This is a genomic window from Terrihabitans aquatilis (assembly GCF_052542005.1).
On record NZ_JBOCUO010000001.1, the window covers coordinates 890,295 to 906,214 of the forward strand.

18 protein-coding genes and 1 pseudogene are annotated in these 15,920 nt (G+C 65.0%); 10 read left to right on the top strand and 9 right to left on the bottom strand.

Annotation, left to right across the window (positions count from 1 at the left end; all coding sequences use genetic code 11):
* Positions 1–76: 76 nt before the first annotated feature.
* Together ACQ6S1_RS04460 and ACQ6S1_RS04465 are read right to left on the bottom strand one after the other, a co-directional pair.
* A complete protein-coding gene (locus ACQ6S1_RS04460) occupies positions 77–334 on the bottom strand; it encodes a DUF3072 domain-containing protein (protein WP_445039937.1) in 258 nt (85 codons plus the stop codon).
* A gap of 109 nt (positions 335–443) precedes the next feature.
* Entirely contained in the window at positions 444–830 is a 387-nt protein-coding gene (locus ACQ6S1_RS04465) for a septal ring lytic transglycosylase RlpA family protein (protein WP_445039938.1), read from the bottom strand.
* Between the two features lie 162 nt (positions 831–992).
* Between ACQ6S1_RS04465 and ACQ6S1_RS04470 the strand changes: the two are divergent.
* Positions 993–1,348 (top strand): annotated as a pseudogene (locus ACQ6S1_RS04470) (cupin domain-containing protein).
* A 19-nt stretch (positions 1,349–1,367) separates the two neighbouring features.
* On the opposite strand, the gene ACQ6S1_RS04475 reads toward ACQ6S1_RS04470, so the two are convergent.
* Positions 1,368–2,600, bottom strand: coding sequence for a type III PLP-dependent enzyme domain-containing protein (locus ACQ6S1_RS04475; RefSeq protein WP_445039939.1), 1,233 nt, complete (start codon positions 2,598–2,600; stop codon positions 1,368–1,370).
* Positions 2,601–2,741: 141 nt separating this feature from the next.
* Here ACQ6S1_RS04475 and ACQ6S1_RS04480 point away from each other — a divergent pair, with 141 nt between their 5' ends.
* From ACQ6S1_RS04480 to ACQ6S1_RS04495, 4 genes are all read left to right on the top strand, one after another.
* The gene (locus ACQ6S1_RS04480) at positions 2,742–3,194 is read left to right on the top strand and encodes a hypothetical protein (protein ID WP_445039940.1); all 453 of its coding nucleotides are present in this window, start codon (positions 2,742–2,744) and stop codon (positions 3,192–3,194) included.
* A complete protein-coding gene (locus tag ACQ6S1_RS04485) occupies positions 3,194–3,850 on the top strand; it encodes a ribonuclease T2 family protein (protein WP_445040263.1) in 657 nt (218 codons plus the stop codon). Before ACQ6S1_RS04480 ends, ACQ6S1_RS04485 begins: the two co-directional genes overlap by 1 nt.
* 12 nt (positions 3,851–3,862) lie before the next feature.
* Positions 3,863–4,726 (top strand): 23S rRNA (adenine(2030)-N(6))-methyltransferase RlmJ, encoded by an 864-nt coding sequence (locus tag ACQ6S1_RS04490; RefSeq protein WP_445039941.1) that lies wholly within the window; start codon positions 3,863–3,865, stop codon positions 4,724–4,726.
* Between the two features lie 88 nt (positions 4,727–4,814).
* Positions 4,815–5,417: a glutathione S-transferase gene (locus ACQ6S1_RS04495; protein ID WP_445039942.1), complete on the top strand. Its 603-nt coding sequence runs from the start codon at positions 4,815–4,817 to the stop codon at positions 5,415–5,417.
* Positions 5,418–5,478: 61 nt separating this feature from the next.
* Here the strand turns inward: ACQ6S1_RS04495 and ACQ6S1_RS04500 are convergent, their stop codons facing one another.
* The 4 genes from ACQ6S1_RS04500 to ACQ6S1_RS04515 form a co-directional block, all read right to left on the bottom strand.
* Positions 5,479–6,111, bottom strand: coding sequence for an outer membrane protein (locus tag ACQ6S1_RS04500; protein ID WP_445039943.1), 633 nt, complete (start codon positions 6,109–6,111; stop codon positions 5,479–5,481).
* Between the two features lie 197 nt (positions 6,112–6,308).
* Positions 6,309–6,950, bottom strand: coding sequence for an outer membrane protein (locus ACQ6S1_RS04505; RefSeq protein WP_445039944.1), 642 nt, complete (start codon positions 6,948–6,950; stop codon positions 6,309–6,311).
* A gap of 189 nt (positions 6,951–7,139) precedes the next feature.
* The gene (locus ACQ6S1_RS04510) at positions 7,140–7,799 is read right to left on the bottom strand and encodes an outer membrane protein (RefSeq protein WP_445039945.1); all 660 of its coding nucleotides are present in this window, start codon (positions 7,797–7,799) and stop codon (positions 7,140–7,142) included.
* 89 nt (positions 7,800–7,888) lie between these two features.
* A complete protein-coding gene (locus ACQ6S1_RS04515; RefSeq protein WP_445039946.1) occupies positions 7,889–8,014 on the bottom strand; it encodes a hypothetical protein in 126 nt (41 codons plus the stop codon).
* A 22-nt stretch (positions 8,015–8,036) separates the two neighbouring features.
* On the opposite strand from ACQ6S1_RS04515, the gene uvrC reads away from it, so the two are divergent.
* Positions 8,037–10,073: an excinuclease ABC subunit UvrC gene (gene uvrC, locus ACQ6S1_RS04520; protein WP_445039947.1), complete on the top strand. Its 2,037-nt coding sequence runs from the start codon at positions 8,037–8,039 to the stop codon at positions 10,071–10,073.
* Positions 10,074–10,088: 15 nt separating this feature from the next.
* Here uvrC and ACQ6S1_RS04525 read toward each other — a convergent pair whose 3' ends face one another.
* Complete coding sequence (locus tag ACQ6S1_RS04525) at positions 10,089–11,036, bottom strand: alpha/beta hydrolase (protein WP_445039948.1); 948 nt, start codon at positions 11,034–11,036, stop codon at positions 10,089–10,091.
* A gap of 152 nt (positions 11,037–11,188) precedes the next feature.
* On the opposite strand from ACQ6S1_RS04525, the gene pgsA reads away from it, so the two are divergent.
* The 4 genes from pgsA (at position 11,189) to ACQ6S1_RS04545 (ending at position 14,874) form a co-directional block, all read left to right on the top strand.
* Positions 11,189–11,815 carry a CDP-diacylglycerol--glycerol-3-phosphate 3-phosphatidyltransferase gene (gene pgsA / locus ACQ6S1_RS04530; protein WP_445040264.1) on the top strand — a complete coding sequence of 209 codons (627 nt, stop codon included), beginning with the start codon at positions 11,189–11,191 and terminating at the stop codon, positions 11,813–11,815.
* The gene (moaD, locus tag ACQ6S1_RS04535; protein ID WP_445039949.1) at positions 11,812–12,063 is read left to right on the top strand and encodes a molybdopterin converting factor subunit 1; all 252 of its coding nucleotides are present in this window, start codon (positions 11,812–11,814) and stop codon (positions 12,061–12,063) included. The genes pgsA and moaD overlap by 4 nt, the downstream gene beginning before the upstream one ends.
* Positions 12,064–12,066: 3 nt before the next feature.
* Positions 12,067–12,519, top strand: coding sequence for a molybdenum cofactor biosynthesis protein MoaE (locus tag ACQ6S1_RS04540; protein WP_445039950.1), 453 nt, complete (start codon positions 12,067–12,069; stop codon positions 12,517–12,519).
* Between the two features lie 135 nt (positions 12,520–12,654).
* Positions 12,655–14,874, top strand: coding sequence for a putative bifunctional diguanylate cyclase/phosphodiesterase (locus tag ACQ6S1_RS04545; RefSeq protein WP_445039951.1), 2,220 nt, complete (start codon positions 12,655–12,657; stop codon positions 14,872–14,874).
* Between the two features lie 50 nt (positions 14,875–14,924).
* Here ACQ6S1_RS04545 and ACQ6S1_RS04550 read toward each other — a convergent pair whose 3' ends face one another.
* Positions 14,925–15,815, bottom strand: a complete 891-nt coding sequence (locus ACQ6S1_RS04550; RefSeq protein WP_445039952.1) for a branched-chain amino acid aminotransferase — start codon at positions 15,813–15,815, stop codon at positions 14,925–14,927.
* Positions 15,816–15,920: the final 105 nt, after the last annotated feature.

A 15,920-nucleotide genomic window follows, 5' to 3' on the forward strand; every position in this document is an offset into this window, starting at 1 on the left:
ATGATGCAGGCGCGGACGGAACGCCATGGTTCTATCGTTGTGCCGGCGCAAAAATACGTTGCGCCGGCGCACGCCGTCAGCGGCCGAGCTTCTGCTTGAGGGCGTCGATGCGCTTGGAGGCATCCGCCTTGGTGAGATCGTCGGAGAAGGTGTCGGGCTCGCCCGCTTCTTCCGACAGGGTCTTCAGGTAGGAGGCCTGCGCGCCGGTCATCGGCTCACCGCCGGATACCCAGTCTTCCACCGGCTTCTCGGTGTTGGAGCCGGGATTGGGATCGGTTTTCGGATTGTCGTCGTTCGCCGCTTTGTCCTGCGCCATGCTGTCGGCTCCGTTCATGGATTGTTCCGGCAGCAAAACGCCCGCGGAACAATCGGGTTCCGCGGGCGTTTTATGATTGGGACGACGGAGATGGGAACGCGATACCTTTTCCCGTCCGCCCTGTGCCTCAGTTCGAGGCGAGCTGAAATTCAACGCGTGCGGTGCCGCTCGACATCATGCCAAGCTGGCGTGCGGCACCCCGCGAAACATCGATGACCCGGCCGCCGATGAACGGGCCGCGATCGTTGACGACGACGTGAACCGTCTTGCCGTTGCTGCGATTGGTGACTTTGAGACGCGTGCCGAAAGGCAGCGTCCGATGGGCGGCGCTGAGACCGTCCGGATTGTAACGCGCGCCCGAAGCGGTGCGGTGACCGGACTGGTACCAGGATGCCGTGCCCGACATCCGATGGACTTTCTTTTCCGACTTCGGAGCAGCCTGCGCTGCGGACACGTTGACGGCGCCAACCGCGATGAGCGCGGCGGCGGCCGCAGCGATGTTCTGAAAACGCATTCACTCTTCCCTGAAAGGACCCCCTGGCCCGATGAGGCGCCAGAAACGGGCTGGATGGGGCAGAAATGAGGCTCGCGTCCGGCAGATTATGGATCGTATAAAAAGTGCGACCTTCTGTCCTCTGAATCCGTGGAACCAATTAGACTTTGGAGTAATGGCAAGATGAGCCAGGCATTGCTGACGTTCGACATCGGCAACATTATTCCGGAAGAAACCGCCCTGCCCGAAGACCGTATCCTGAAGGGGAAACCGGTTACACGAACCTGGAACCTTGAGGAGACGCCCGACGGAAAACTGTTCGCAGGCATCTGGCAGGCAACGCCCGGCGCCTGGCGGGTGCAATACGATGAATGGGAATTCTGCGAGATCGAAAGCGGCCATTCCATCGTGACCGACGAGGCAGATGGTGCGCCCGTGCATCTGCGCAAAGGCGACCGACTGGTGCTCGCCCGGGCTTCCGCGGAACGTGGGAGGTGATCGAAACCACCCGCAAGAGCTATGTGATCCGCCTGCCCTGATAAGCACAGGCGGCATCGGCTATTTGCCCGCGTCGCCCCAGGTTTCGACCGTGGCGAAGCCTTCCTCGCCGGTCGCCGCATCCTCATAAGGTGTTTCCAGCTCGACGAAGCGATCCGGATAGAAGCCGTTGAAGCGCGTGCGCAGCGACAGCGAATAGGCCCCGATATGGCCGATCTCGATCCAGTCGCCTGTGTCGATATGTTCGGGCAGCCAGAACGGGCGGCTCAATATATCGACGCTGTCGCACGTGGCCCCGCACACCCGGAACGGCGCGAGCTTGGTGGATGCCGAGCGCCGGCGGCGCGCCGGATCCGGGATCAGACGCGCGGGCAGCGTCATCTTGCCGGTCCAAGCGTCGGACAATGACGACCAGATGCCGTCGTTGATGTAGATGCGCTGGCCCTTCTTCAGCAGCACCCGGACGATGACCGAGAGCGAGCGCGCCACGATGACACGGCCGGGTTCGGCGATGAGCGGCAGATCATCCAGCCCCCATTCGTCGATCTCGGTGTGGATATCGCCGATCAGTTCGCGCACGTCCGGCACCGGTGGCGGGGCCTTGCGTTTGGGATCATGCCCGTAGCGGGCGGGAAAGCCGCCGCCGATGTCCAGCGCCGCGATCTCCGCGCCTGCGCGGCCGCGCACCCAGGCGGCGCTGGCGAGCGCGCGCTCATAGGTCGAGAGGTCTTCCACCTGGCTGCCGACATGGAAGGCGATGCCGCAGCGGAAACCGATCCGGTCGATACGCTCCACCAATTCGACCGCGTGCATGGGCGCCGCGCCGAATTTCTTCGACAGCTCGTAGGCGGCATGGCCCTTGGTGGCGATGCGCACGAACAGGGTGATGTCGGCGGGGTCCAGATCGAGCGCGCGCACGATGCGCAGGATCTTGGCGATTTCGTCCTCATGATCCACCGCGAGATGACGGATGCCGAAGGTCTCGAAGGCGAGACGGATATCGGACTGCGCCTTGACGGGATGCATGTAGAATTGCGCGGCCTTCGGATCGGCCCGGCGTGCCGCTTCGAATTCGGCGGGGCTGGCGACATCGAAGGCTTTCACGCCCGCTTCGCTGACCGTCTTGAGCACCATGTCCTCGCCGTTCGTCTTCACGGCGTAGGCTGTCTGGCCGCGGAAGGCGTCGAGGAAGGCGCGCGTGTCTTCCTTCAGGACATCGGGCCGGAAGCCGTAGACCGGCTGGTCGGGCCTCAGCGCCAATGCGGCCTCCTGTGCGGTCCTGAACCTGTCCATATCACCTCCGCTGGCGGTCTTCGGGTGTGGCGCGCGCGCACCGATGGGGCATAACGCGATTTGGCCGGATGGCCAAAGCCTTGACCGACAGGGCACGCGGCCCCATCGTCCGCCCGATCAACGCACGGGATTCCAATCCAGATGATGACGCGCGCCGCACAGGCCCTTTTTGTTGCCCTGGCCCTTCTTTCGGCGAATGTGGCGATGGCGGCCGATTATGCGGCCCCCGCCGTGACCGAACGCCGGGTGCTGGTGGATGATGCCCGCCTGCCCCCGTGCTTCAGCCCGAAGGTGTTCAACGAGATCGCCGATTCGTTCGAGAGCAAGGAACGCACCTATTGGCATTCCGGGCTGGTGCTGCTTGCCTTCGCCGAGCCGCGCGAGCTTGGCTACCGCTCATGGGGTCCGGAATTCATTCCGCGCCGCTTCTGCGCCGCCGACACCCGGCTCAACGACGGTTCGCAGCGCACGGTGTTCTATTCGATCGGCAAGGACACGGGCACGCTCGGCGTGAAATGGGGCGTCGAATGGTGCGTCACCGGCGTCGACCGCAATCTGGCCTTCGCACCGAATTGCCGCATGGCCCAGCCGTGATGCTGCGCCGCCTGGTTCTGGCGGTGATTGCATCCCTGTTCGCCGGCACCGCCCTCGCCCGGGACAATGTTCCGGGCGCTTTCGATTTCTACGTGCTGTCGCTGTCGTGGTCGCCGACCTATTGCCTGTCGGACGGCGCCGACCGCAAGACGCCGCAATGCGCGGGCGAGCGACCCTTTGCCTTCGTGGTGCACGGCCTGTGGCCGCAACACGAGACAGGCTATCCGCAGAACTGCAACCGATCCGCGCCGCGCGTGCCGCAAAGCGAGATCGATGCCATGCTCGACATCATGCCGAGCCCGGGCCTTGTCATCCATCAATGGCGCCGGCACGGCACCTGCAGCGGCCTGTCGTCGAAGGATTATTTCCAGATCACTCGAACGGCCCACAGCCGCGTCACCATTCCCGAGACCTTCCGCAACGTGGCCGACTGGCGCACGCTCTCGCCCGGTGAGATCGAAAAGGCGTTTCTGGCCGCCAATGATGGACTGAAGCCCGACGCCATCGCCGTGACCTGCCGCAGCCGGCGGGTGCAGGAGGTGCGCATCTGCATGGATCGCGACAAGCTCGGCTTCCGCTCCTGCCCCGACGTCGACACCCGCGCCTGCCGCGCCGACAAGGTGACGATGCCGCCCGTGCGCGCCGGGCGCGACTGAACGGCGGAGCCCATGAATTATCGCCACGATTTCCACGCGGGCAATTTCGCCGACGTGCTGAAGCATTCGGTGCTCGCCCTCGCGGTGCGGCATCTGCTGCAGAAGACCGCGCCGTTCCGCTACATCGATACCCATGCCGGCATCGGGGTCTACGACCTCAATTCGGACGCCGCGCGGCGGACCGGCGAATGGCGCGCGGGTGTGGGCCGGATCTGGGATGCCGATCTCCCCGAGGAGGTCCGGACGCTGCTGGAGCCGTGGCGGCAGGCTGTGCTGTCGATCAATCCCGGCGGAGCGCTGCGCAATTATCCGGGCTCGCCGGAGATCGTGCGCGCCCAAGCACGGCCGGACGACCGCCTCGTTCTGTGCGAGTTGCACCCCGAGGACGCCGCGACGCTCGGCCGCCGCTACGCCCGCGATGAGCGGGTGCGCACGGTGGAGATCGATGGCTGGACCGGGCTCAACGCCTACGTGCCGCCGAAGGAGCGACGCGGACTCGTGCTGATCGACCCGCCCTTCGAGGAAGGCGGCGAGCTGGAGCGCATGGCGTTGGCCTTGGAGCGCGCCCACCGCAAATGGCCGACCGGCACGTATATGTTGTGGTACCCGATCAAGAACCCCGGCGATATTCTTGATCTGACTCGCTATCTGGCCGGCGCTGGCATTCCGTCGATTCTCTCCGTCGACCTGATGATCCAGCGGCCGGACGACATCACCCGGCTGAACGGCACGGGCCTCATCGTCGTCAATCCACCCTGGACGCTGGAGCGCGATCTGCGCGTGCTGATGCCGGCTCTGGCCGAGCATCTGGGCCGCAACGGCCATGGCAGCTTCCGGATCACCGAGATCGCCGGCGAGCGCCGGACGGAACGCTGACCTCCGCCGGCCGATTTAGCCGTTGATCGCGCTGCGGCGCCGCCTGCAGCACGAGCTTTCCGAACCTGTTCGCACGGAGTCCTCCATCATGCTGATCCTGCGCTATTCCCCCGCCTCGCCGTTCGCGCGCAAGGTGCGCATCGCCGCTGCCGTGCTGGGCCTCTCGGACCGCATCGAGGTGGTGAACACGGACACGATGGATCCAGCGGACGATGTGCGACAGCAGAACCCGCTCGGCAAGATCCCGGTTCTCGTCTTCGACAACGGAGACACGCTCTACGACAGCCGTGTCATCGTTGATTATCTCGACGGGCTGGCCGGCGGCGGGAAGATCATCCCTAAGGGAACCGCACGCCTCGCCGCGCTGAAGCTGGAAGCGCTGGCTGATGGCATCGCCGATGCCGCGCTGCTGCGGGTCTACGAGACACGCTACCGGCCCGGCCATGAGCCGCATGCCGGATGGATGGAGCTTCAATCCGGCAAGGTCGAGCGCGGGCTGAAATCCCTGGAGCCCGGGCCTTTGCCCGAGATCGATGAGGTGCCGGACGTCGGCGCCATCGCCCTGGCCTGTACGCTCGGCTATTTCGACCTGCGCGTGCCCGGCTGGCGGGAGAATTATCCGAACCTGGCCGCCTGGGTGGATGGTTTCGAGGACGCCGTGCCGGCTTTCGCGCAGACCCGGGCCCCCTGAGACGCCCCCATGAAAAAAGCCCCGGCCGATGGCCGGGGCTTTTCTCCGAATAAGTCGACGATCAGAAGCGGTAGTTCACACCGAGACGAACCGTGTGCAGGTCGGATTCGATCGTGCCCGCGCCGGAATAGCTCTCGTCGCCGAAATCCATATAGAGGTATTCGGCCTTTGCGGAGATGTTCTGGGTGACGGCGGCTTCCACGCCTGCGCCGAGCGTCCAGCCGATATGGGTGTTGCTGTCGGTGCTGACGCCGCTGTCGTACTCGGCGTTGGCCCACGCCAGACCGCCGGTGCCGTAGGCCACGAACCGGTCGAAGGCATAGCCGATGCGGCCACGCGCCGTGCCGAGCCAGTCGATCTCGTATTCGTCGGCAAGGCCGTTATAGCCCACGCCGGAATAGGAGATGTCCGCCTCGAGGCCGACGAGGAAGGCATTGTACTGCCAGTTATAGCCGCCCTGCACACCGATCAGGAAGCCGTCGGTGTCGGCGCTGTTGGCATCGCCGAAGCCATAGCCGAGATGTGCGCCGGCATAGAAGCCGGTCCAATTGCCGGGAGCCGAAGGGGTTGAGTAGCCGGAATCGACGCCATAGCTGTCGCCGCCACCGTAATAGGGCGCGTCAGCCGCGAAGGCGGCCGTGCACGACAACGAAGCGGCACCGGCGAGAAGGAGGCTCGAGAGGGAAAAACGCATAACAAAACTCCGAGACAAAGCAGTCCAACCTGGTGGTTGACCTTCTAAATCCCGGAACACTTCCAGAGGCTTAACGATCCGTAACCCGGATGTTTTGCTTTTTATAGAGTCAATGATCGGTTAAGTGCCCGGCCGGAACGGTAAACGAAAAAAGCCCCGGCCGAGGCAGGGGCTTTCGTCGTTCCTGAGGGGACAGATCAGAAGCGGTAGTTGATGCCGCCCTTAACCGTGTGGGCGTTGAACTCGACGGTCTCGGCGCCGTAATCCTCTTCGCCGAGATCGACGTAAAGATACTCGCCCTTGACCGAGAGATTCTGGCTGAGGCCGACCTCGACGCCGCCGCCGGCCGTCCAGCCGAGCTGCGTCTCGGCGCCGGAATCCACGCCGTTATCGTATTCGACCTCACCGAAAGCGAGACCGCCGGTGCCGTAGACCAGCACCTTGTCGAAGGCGAAGCCGACGCGGCCGCGCACGGTGGCGAGGTAGTTCAGCGAGGAATTGAAATCGACCGCATCGTCGTCATTGTCGAGGTCCGTGTAGGATGCATCGGCCTCGAGACCCGCAACCCAGTTTCCGAACTGCTGGTTGTAACCGACCTGACCACCGGCGATGAAGCCTTCGGTGTCGCTGTCGAACAGGCTGTCCTCGGTCGAGCCGAAGCCGTAACCGCCGTGCGCACCGATGTAGAAGCCGGTCCAGTCATAGGCCAGGGGCGCTTCCGGGACGGGGGCCACGGCCTCGTACGGAGCGGGAGCGACCGGCATATCAGCAGCGAAAGCGGCGGGGGCGAGCGCGACAAAGGCGGCGCCGGCCATCAGAGAGGCAATTTTGTTCATCATGGACTCTAACCCTTACTAGTACCCTGCCCGGCTCGCTTGCGGACCTGCCCCCCGGCGGCCTCCACGTCATCCGTGCACGATCACAGTATACGCACATCCGCAGCAAAATGAATGTGTTTAATAAGCAACATGGCGGCCATCCGTTTTCGGACGCCGCCAAGATGTTGCCAGATTTCGGGCTAGATCACGTCAGAATTTGAAGTTGGCGCCGAACCGCATCACGTGTCCGTCCCACTCGCTATTCTGATCAGGCACGCCGGTGTCGACGCCCTTGTCTTGGAGATCGAGATACAGATATTCTGCTTTCAAAGTGAGCTTGTCGGTGAGCGCACGTTCCACACCTGCGCCTGCCGCAAGACCCCACGCCGTCTGGTCATCGCTGACGCCGCCGGCTTCGGTCTCAAGGCCAGCCACCGCACCGCCTGCCGTGCCATAGACGAGCGTGCGATCGAAGGCGTAGCCCACGCGGCCGCGCACGGTGGAGAACCAGCTAAGCTGGGATTCGGTGGTGGCGCCGGCGGGGAACGAGGTCGAGCCGTCGATCCCCGACGCCTGTACGTCGCCCTCTACGCCGATGACCACTGAACCGAGCTGCCGGTTGTAGCCGATCTGGAAACCGCCCAGCACGCCATTGCCGCTGAAGCTGTCGCTGCCCTCGGCAGGAGTGAACGTGCCGAATTCGCCCAGAGAATAACCGGCATTGACGCCGGCATAGGCGCCCGTCCAGTCGTAACCCGCACGTTGTACGGCGATGTCGAGCGGGGCGATCTTGGGCATGTCGGCTGCGCGCACGGCGACGGGGGCGGCCGAGGCCGCCATGATCACCAGAAGGGCAAGTTTCTTGCTCATTTACACCTCCGCGCGACGCTGTGCCTCGCACCACTCCACTCTATGAACGCTGGTGAGGCCGGTTTCGTTGCGAAGCTCGGGCCTCACGTTCACAGCCCGGCATGATGCGCCACCACTTTGGAAAAAACATGGCCATCGCGTGGCGAGCCTTCCCCATTGCCGGACGGCTGGAGCAAGCGGCCCGGAATGCCTAGATAGAGGACGTGCGGGCGCATCCGATTCCCGCCTTCCAAAGACATGACCGGCACCAGACGCGATCTCGAACCCGACGACATTCTGGCCGACGCCCCCGAACAGGCCGCGCCGGAAACGCAATCGCGCGTCGATGCGTCGGCCTGGGGCCGCGCCGATCTGGAGGAGGAGGCCGAGGGGCCGGCCGGCAGCGGCGTCGAGGTGATCCGCCGCGCGGTGAAGACCCTGCCGAACGCGCCGGGCGTCTACCGCATGATCGATGCCGGTGGAGAGGTGCTCTACGTCGGAAAGGCGCGCAGCCTGAAGAAGCGCGTCTCGAACTATGCGCGCGGCTATGGCCACACCGACCGGCTGGCGCAGATGATCGCCGCCACCGCGCGCATGGAATTCGTGACCACCGCGACCGAATCCGAGGCGCTGCTGCTGGAAGCCAACCTCATCAAGAGGTTGAGGCCGCGCTTCAACGTGCTGATGCGCGATGACAAGAGCTTCGCCTATATCCTTGTCGCGCATGATCATGAGGCGCCGCGCATCGCCAAGCATCGCGGCGCGCGCAGCATCAAGGGCCAATATTTCGGCCCCTTCGCTTCGACCTGGGCCGTGAACCGCACGGTGACGGCGCTGCAGAAGGCCTTCCTGCTGCGCTCGTGCTCAGACGCCGTCTATGAGAGCCGCACGCGGCCCTGCCTGCTGTTCCAGATCAAGCGCTGCTCGGGCCCGTGCACGCGCGAGATCGCGCTCGACGACTACACGGCGCTGGTGAAGGAGGCCGAGGATTTCCTCTGCGGCAAGAGCCAGGCCGTGCAGAAGCGGCTCGCCCAATCCATGCAGGCCGCATCCGAGGACCTCGATTTCGAGACCGCCGCCCGCTACCGCGACCGCATCTCGGCTCTGACCTCGATCCAGTCGCACCAGGGCATCAATCCGCGCTCGGTAGAGGAAGCCGACGTGTTCGCGCTGCATCAGGAGGGCGGGCAGACCTGCATCCAAGTGTTCTTCTTCCGCACGTTCCAGAACTGGGGCAACCGCGCCTATTTTCCGCGCGCCGACCGCTCGCTTTCGGCGGAGGAGGTGCTGGGTGCGTTCATGGCGCAGTTTTACGAGGACAAGCCGCCGGCCCGCCTGATCCTGCTGTCGAACCCGGCCGAGGATTCGGATGTGCTGGCGGAAGCCTTATCCGTGCGGGCGGGTCGGAAAATCGACATCGCCGTGCCGCAGCGCGGCGACAAATGCGAGCTGGTGCGCCACGCCCATCAGAACGCCCGCGAGGCATTGGGCCGCAAGCTGGCCGAAAGCGCCAGCCAGACGCGCCTGCTCGACGGGCTGGCGACGACGCTGAACCTGCCCTCACCGCCGCGCCGCATTGAGGTCTACGACAACAGCCACATCATGGGGCAGGCCGCCATCGGCGCGATGATCGTGGCCGGGCCCGAGGGGTTCCAGAAGAACCATTACCGCAAGTTCAACATCCGCTCCGAGGAGATCACGCCGGGCGACGATTTCGGCATGATGCGGGAGGTGCTGCAACGCCGGTTCGCACGGCTGGTGAAGGAGAGCCCCCGCCTGCCCGTGACGGGGGAAGCCGACACGCGCAATGAGGAGACCGGGGCGCCCGGCGAGACGCCGATGTGGCCCGATCTGGTCATCATCGATGGCGGTGAAGGGCAATTGAAGGTGGCGCGGGAAATCCTGGCCGGGCTGGGCGTCGAGCATGTGGCGCTCGCTTCGGTGGCCAAGGGGCGCGACCGCGATTCCGGGCGCGAATTCATCCACATGCCGGATCTGCCGCCCTTCCGGCTCGAGCCGCGCGACCCGGTGCTCTATTTCATCCAGCGCCTGCGGGACGAGGCGCACCGCTTCGCCATCGGCACCCACCGCGCCAAGCGCGCCAAGGAATTCGTCAAGAACCCGCTCGACGAGATCGCCGGCATCGGGCCGAGCCGCAAGCGTGCGCTGCTGCACCATTTTGGCAGCGCCAAGGCGGTGGCCCGCGCCGGTCTGCCCGATCTTGAAAAGGTGCCCGGCATCAACCGCGCCACCGCGAAGATCGTCTACGAATTCTTCCACGAGAAGGCGGTGTGAACCGGCCGAGAGCCGTTAGCGCTCTTTGGAATTGCTGGTCAGGAAATCCGCGATTGCCGGCACGATGTCGGGATGGAGCGGTTGCGCGGGATCGCTGTAGGTGATGAAGGGCTGGCCCGGAACATCCGGTTTCAGCATATGCGTGCCACCCGGCAAGATCCGCTTTTCGGCTTGCGGGAGGGCGCCGGAGAGAAGGTCGGCATCGGCCGGCTTGACCTGAATGTCGGCATCGCCCTGGAGAACCAGCACGGGAAGTCTCACGTTCTTCGCCACCGAGACGGGATCATAGGAAAACAGGTCGATCATGTAGCGCTGCAGGCCAACCGCGAAGAGAGCTTGAAGCGGTGGCGCCAGAAAGCCGGGATCGCGCGTGCGGCCGGCTTCGAGATCGGCAATGATGGCATCGATCTCCGGCATCAGCGGGGACATTCCCGGCATTGCGTGCATCTGCTCGCTGAGGAGCTTTCCAACCGGACGGCCCGGCGTCGACAGCAGGATGAGGCCGCACAATTGCTCCGGCGCATCCTGCGCGGCGACGAGCGCCACGAGCCCGCCTTCGGAATGACCGGCGATCCAGACGCAGGGTGCGAGCGAGGCGGCTTTCGCCACCCATTTGCGGGCATCTTCGGCATAGGCGCCGATGGTCACGTCGTTCGGATCGGCGATCGCAGCCTCGCTGCTGAAGAAGCCGCGCTTGTCGATGCGGACCGACGCGATGTTTGCGGCCGCAAGAGCCTCTGCCAGCTTTTTATAGGTGTCGGGCTTCGTGCCCATGCGGGAATTGTTCCCGTTCCGATCGATGGGGCCGGACCCGGGAATGATGACAACCGACGCCCGCGCACCTTCCACAGGGATCGCCTCGCCGGCCAGATCGCCCGCCGGCCCCGGGATCCGAACGGGCTCGGCGAACGCGGAGGTGGCGAACCCCAGCAACAGAATGGCCATGAAAACGCGCAGCGACATGATCGGACTCCGTATCCGGTTCGCTTTAAAGGGGTTGATGCCGCTTGTCTTCCCGTTGCGATCGTGCCGCATGGCAGGAGTGTTTTCCATCATGGCCGGAAACGGGCCCCGTTCCATTGACGGCCACGGCCTCCCTCTCCTATCTGGACGCCATGTCGCCGATCGATGCCTCCCGGGCCTATGCCTGGAGCCTGCCCAACCTCCTGACCTATGCCCGCATCGCGGCGGTGCCGGTTGTGGTCGGCTGCCTTCTGGGCGACGACTTCGCCCTGCGCTGGGTGGCGCTCGTGCTCTACGTCGCCGCCGCCATCACCGATTACGTCGACGGCTATCTGGCCCGCGCGTGGAGCCAGCAATCGCCGCTCGGCCGCATGCTCGATCCCATTGCCGACAAATTGCTGGTGGCGTCATGCCTGCTGGCCTTCGCCGCCACCGGCATGCTGAACACGTCCGAGAACGATTTCGGCACGATCTCGTTCTGGGCCGCCGTCGTCATCCTGTGCCGCGAGATCCTCGTTTCCGGCCTGCGCGAATTCCTCGCCGAGCTGCGCGTGAGCGTTCCGGTGACGCGGCTGGCCAAATGGAAGACCGCCGCCCAGCTTCTGGCCGTGGGCTTCCTGGTGGCGGGCCCTGCCGGCGATGCTCTCATTCCCTACATCACGGAAGCCGGGCACGTGCTGCTGTGGCTGTCGGCCGGGCTGACGCTCTACACCGGCTACGATTATTTCCGCGCGGGCCTGCGCCAGGTGTTCACGGACGCGCCGGAGGTGCGGACATGAAACTGCGCTATTTCGCCTGGGTACGCGAACGCGTCGGTCAGGCCGAGGAAGACGTGGAGTTGCCGACGGGCATCCTCACCATTGCCGATCTCGTCGCCTGGCTGAAGACGCGCGGCGAAGGCTATGAGGCCGCGTTCGAGCACGAAAAGGTGGTGCGGGCGGCAATCGACCGTGTGCACGTCAAGCCGGCGGCGGCGCTGGCGGGTGCACGCGAGGTGGCGTTCTTCCCGCCGATGACGGGCGGCTGAACCATGGCCGTGCGCATCCAGGCCGAAGCGTTCGACACCGGCGTGGAAATCGCGGCCCTGACGGCAGGACGCACGGATGTGGGTGCGGTTGTGTCCTTCACCGGCCTGTGCCGCGCGGACGGCGAGACCGGCACGATCAGCGCCATGACGCTCGAGCATTTTCCGGGCATGGCCGAGGAAGAACTCGGTCGGCTGGAAGCGGAGGCCCACAGGCGCTGGCCCCTGATCGACAGCCTGATCGTGCACCGGCACGGCCGTCTGGTGCCGGGCGACCCCATCGTGCTCGTCATCGCCTTGTCGGCACACCGGGGCGCCGCGTTCGAGGCCGCGAATTTCCTGATGGATTATCTGAAGACGTCCGCACCCTTCTGGAAACAGGAAGAAAACGAGCGCGGCACGGAATGGGTCTCGGCAAAGACGGTCGATGACGAGGCGCGCGAGCGCTGGCGTCGCTAGACGCGTAATGACTGCAATCGCCGGGGATAATCCGGTTGTCATACAGGAAAAAAAAACAAATTTGATGGAGACTGCCCCCAACAGACGTTCCGAGCGGCCGGCCACGCCGTTTGGCAACGTCCTCAGGACGGCGGCATGGACCATCACCAGACGAGCGGACCAAGACTGAGCCGACAGATCACGACCTGGTCGGTGATCTGCATTCTCACGACCTTTCTCATGGTCGCCTTCACCGCCTTCTGGATGGCCCGAAGCCACAATGCGCAGGCCGCCGTGACGGCGACCGCAACGGCCCGCGGAGTCATCGAATCGGCCCGCAGCCGGCTGGCAACCGCCGCCGACGGCGTGGTCCGGATCGGCGGCCTTCACGCAGCCTATGATTACGACGACCGCCAATGGCTGGATTCCCATGTGGGCTCCAGCCTGACCAGCACGGAAATGATCGACGTGCTGACGATCCTATCGCCGGACGGTCAGATCCAGTACGGCTGGAAGGGCCGCAACATCCCCGAGACGCCGGCCGACATCCTGACACCGGACATCATCGGTCAGATCACCGTCGCGCTCGACCCCGCGAGCCCGTCCGAGAACCGGGAACATCAGGTGATCTTCGCCGCCGCCGGAGACAGGGTGCTGCTGCTGGCGCCGCGCCGCATCAGCCCGTCCTCCAACGACGCCGAATTGAACGCGCGCGATCTGCCGATCCTCGTTCTCGGACGCTATCTCGACAAGCCGCGACTGGCGGCGGTCGGAGATGCGTTCGATCTGCACGATTTCGAGATCCTGGCCGGCCCCCCATCCTCGGAGAGCGCGCTGCGGCTCGACGATGTGCGCGGCAGGCCCGCCGGCTACATCACCTGGACGCAGCCCGCGCCCGGCTTCCAGATCCTGCTGAGCGGGCATCAGCCGCTGCTGCTCGGGCTGGCCACGTTCTGCGTGGCGATGTTCTGCATCAGCTACCGGACGCGGATGCTGGCGATGGCCCTCGCGCAGAGCGAGCAGAAGGCCATCATGGCCGCCCACGTCGATCCGCTGACGCATCTGACGAACCGCGCCGGCTTCAACCAGCTCATGGCGTCGCCCAATTGCGTGGATGCCGCAGCGCGGGGGGCGCTGGCGATCATCTATCTCGACGTCAACGCCTTCAAACAGGTCAATGACAGCGCGGGACATTCCGGTGGCGACGAGATGATCCGCGCCCTCGCCGTCCGCCTCAGCGACGCCCTTCCGGGCGACGCCGTGCTGGCCCGCGTGGGAGGCGATGAATTCGCCATTGTGCTGTCGGGCGCAGCGGCATCGAAGGCTGCGGATGTCGCGCACGCGGTGACCATAGCGATGCAGGAGCCGTTCAGCGTCGCCGGCATCGAGTTCCACCTCGGTTGCGCCATCGGCTTCGCCCGCGCGGGTGCGGAGACGCGCGATCCGCTGACCCTGATCCGTCAGGCCGACACGGCGATGTATCGCGCCAAGGGCAGCGGCCGGAAGGAGGCTGTGCAGTTCCGGCCCTCGATGGACACCGGCTCACGCGATAAGAAACAGTTCGAAAACCGACTGCGTGCCGCGCTGCGCAATTCGGAACTCGATGTCTTCTATCAGCCGATCGCCCGCGCGGCCGATCGCAACATCGTCGGCCTCGAGGCGCTGGTGCGCTGGCATGACGACGAGATGGGCAATGTGCCGCCAAGCCACATGATCTCAGTGGCCGAGGAGAGCGGGCTGATCCGCGAGATCGGCGATTTCGTGCTGGAGCGCGTGTGCCAGGATTACAGCCGATGGCCGCATCTGCGCGTCTCGGTCAATGTGTCGCCGGTCCAGCTCCGGGACCCGGATTTCATCAGCAATTTCCGTTACACGCTCGCCCGCCACAATGTGTCGCCCGGCCGCATCGAAATCGAACTGACCGAGGGCGTGCTGATCGCCGACCCGGCGGCCGCCGCCAAGAAGCTGCAGCAATTGCGCAAGTTGGGTGTGACCATCGCGCTCGACGATTTCGGCACGGGCTTCTCCTCGATCGGCTACATGCGGAGCTATCCGTTCGACCGCATCAAGATCGACCGCTCGTTCATCCAGGAGCTGGGCGGCAAGGAAGGCTCCGAGCGGCTGGTGGAATCGCTCGTTTCGGTTGCTTCTTCCATGAACCTGCCCACCGTGGCGGAAGGCGTCGAAACGGAGGAGCAATTGCGGCTGCTCAACCTCGCCCATTGCGAATTCATCCAGGGCTATCTGCTGAGCCGCCCTGCCCCCGCGTCCGCCATGGAGGATTATCTGAGGGAGCATGCTCCGAGGCCGGTCGAGCTGGCCGAGGCGGAGCACGATTCCACGATCGTGCGGATGCGGCGCGAACCACGCAGCTGAACGAAAAAGCCCCGCCGAAGCGGGGCTTTTACCATGGATGGCCGGTGCGATCAGGCGGCGACGGCGGTCTTGGGCTGAACCGCGGCCGTGTAATCGTCCAGCAATGCCTTGGTCACCTCGCCGGGGGCGAACGTCCAGTCGGCGATGGAAGCGACCGGCGTGACTTCCGCCGCGGTGCCGGTGATAAAGCACTCGTCCATGTCCGCCAGCTCTTCCGGCATGATGGCGCGCTCATGCACGACGATGCCGCGGGCGCGCGCCAGATCGATGACCGTGCGGCGGGTGATGCCGTCGAGGAAGCAATCCGGGTCGGGCGTGTGGACCTCGCCATTCTTGACGAAGAACACGTTGGCGCCGGTGCACTCGGCCACCTGTCCTCGCCAGTCGAGCATGAGAGCATCGGCGCAGTTCTTGCGCTCGGCGGCGTGCTTGGACAGCGTGCAGATCATGTAGAGGCCCGAGGCCTTGGCCTTGCACGGGATGGTGCGCGGATCGGGCCGGCGCCATTCCGCCAGATCGAGCTTCAGCCCCTTGAGGCGCTGCGCCGGATCGAAATAGCTCGGCCATTCCCACACCGCGATGGCGAGGTGAATCTTGCTGTGCTGGGCGGCGACCGCCATCATTTCGGAACCACGCCAGGCGACGGGGCGGATATAGGCATCGCGGAAGCCCTGACGCGCCAGGGTCTGGCGGCAGGCCTCGTTGATCTCCTCGACCGAATACGGGATCTCGAAATCGAGCTGGCGGGCCGATTCCTTCAGCCGTTCGCTGTGCTCGGTGAGTTTGAAGATCTCGCCGCCATAGGCGCGCTCGCCCTCGAACACGCAGCTGGCGTAATGCAGGCCGTGGGAAAGAACGTGCATCTGCGCATCGGTCCACGGCACGAGCTTGCCGTCGTACCAGATCTCGCCGGGACGATTGTCGAACGACTGGACAAGCATGGAACGTCTCCTCAAAACAGCCGGAACGTCTCGCGCGCCTCGGCTAACGATGCGGGATGGGCGGCCGGTGCGCGGAAAGCCGCTTGATCTCGGCCCACCGGCTGA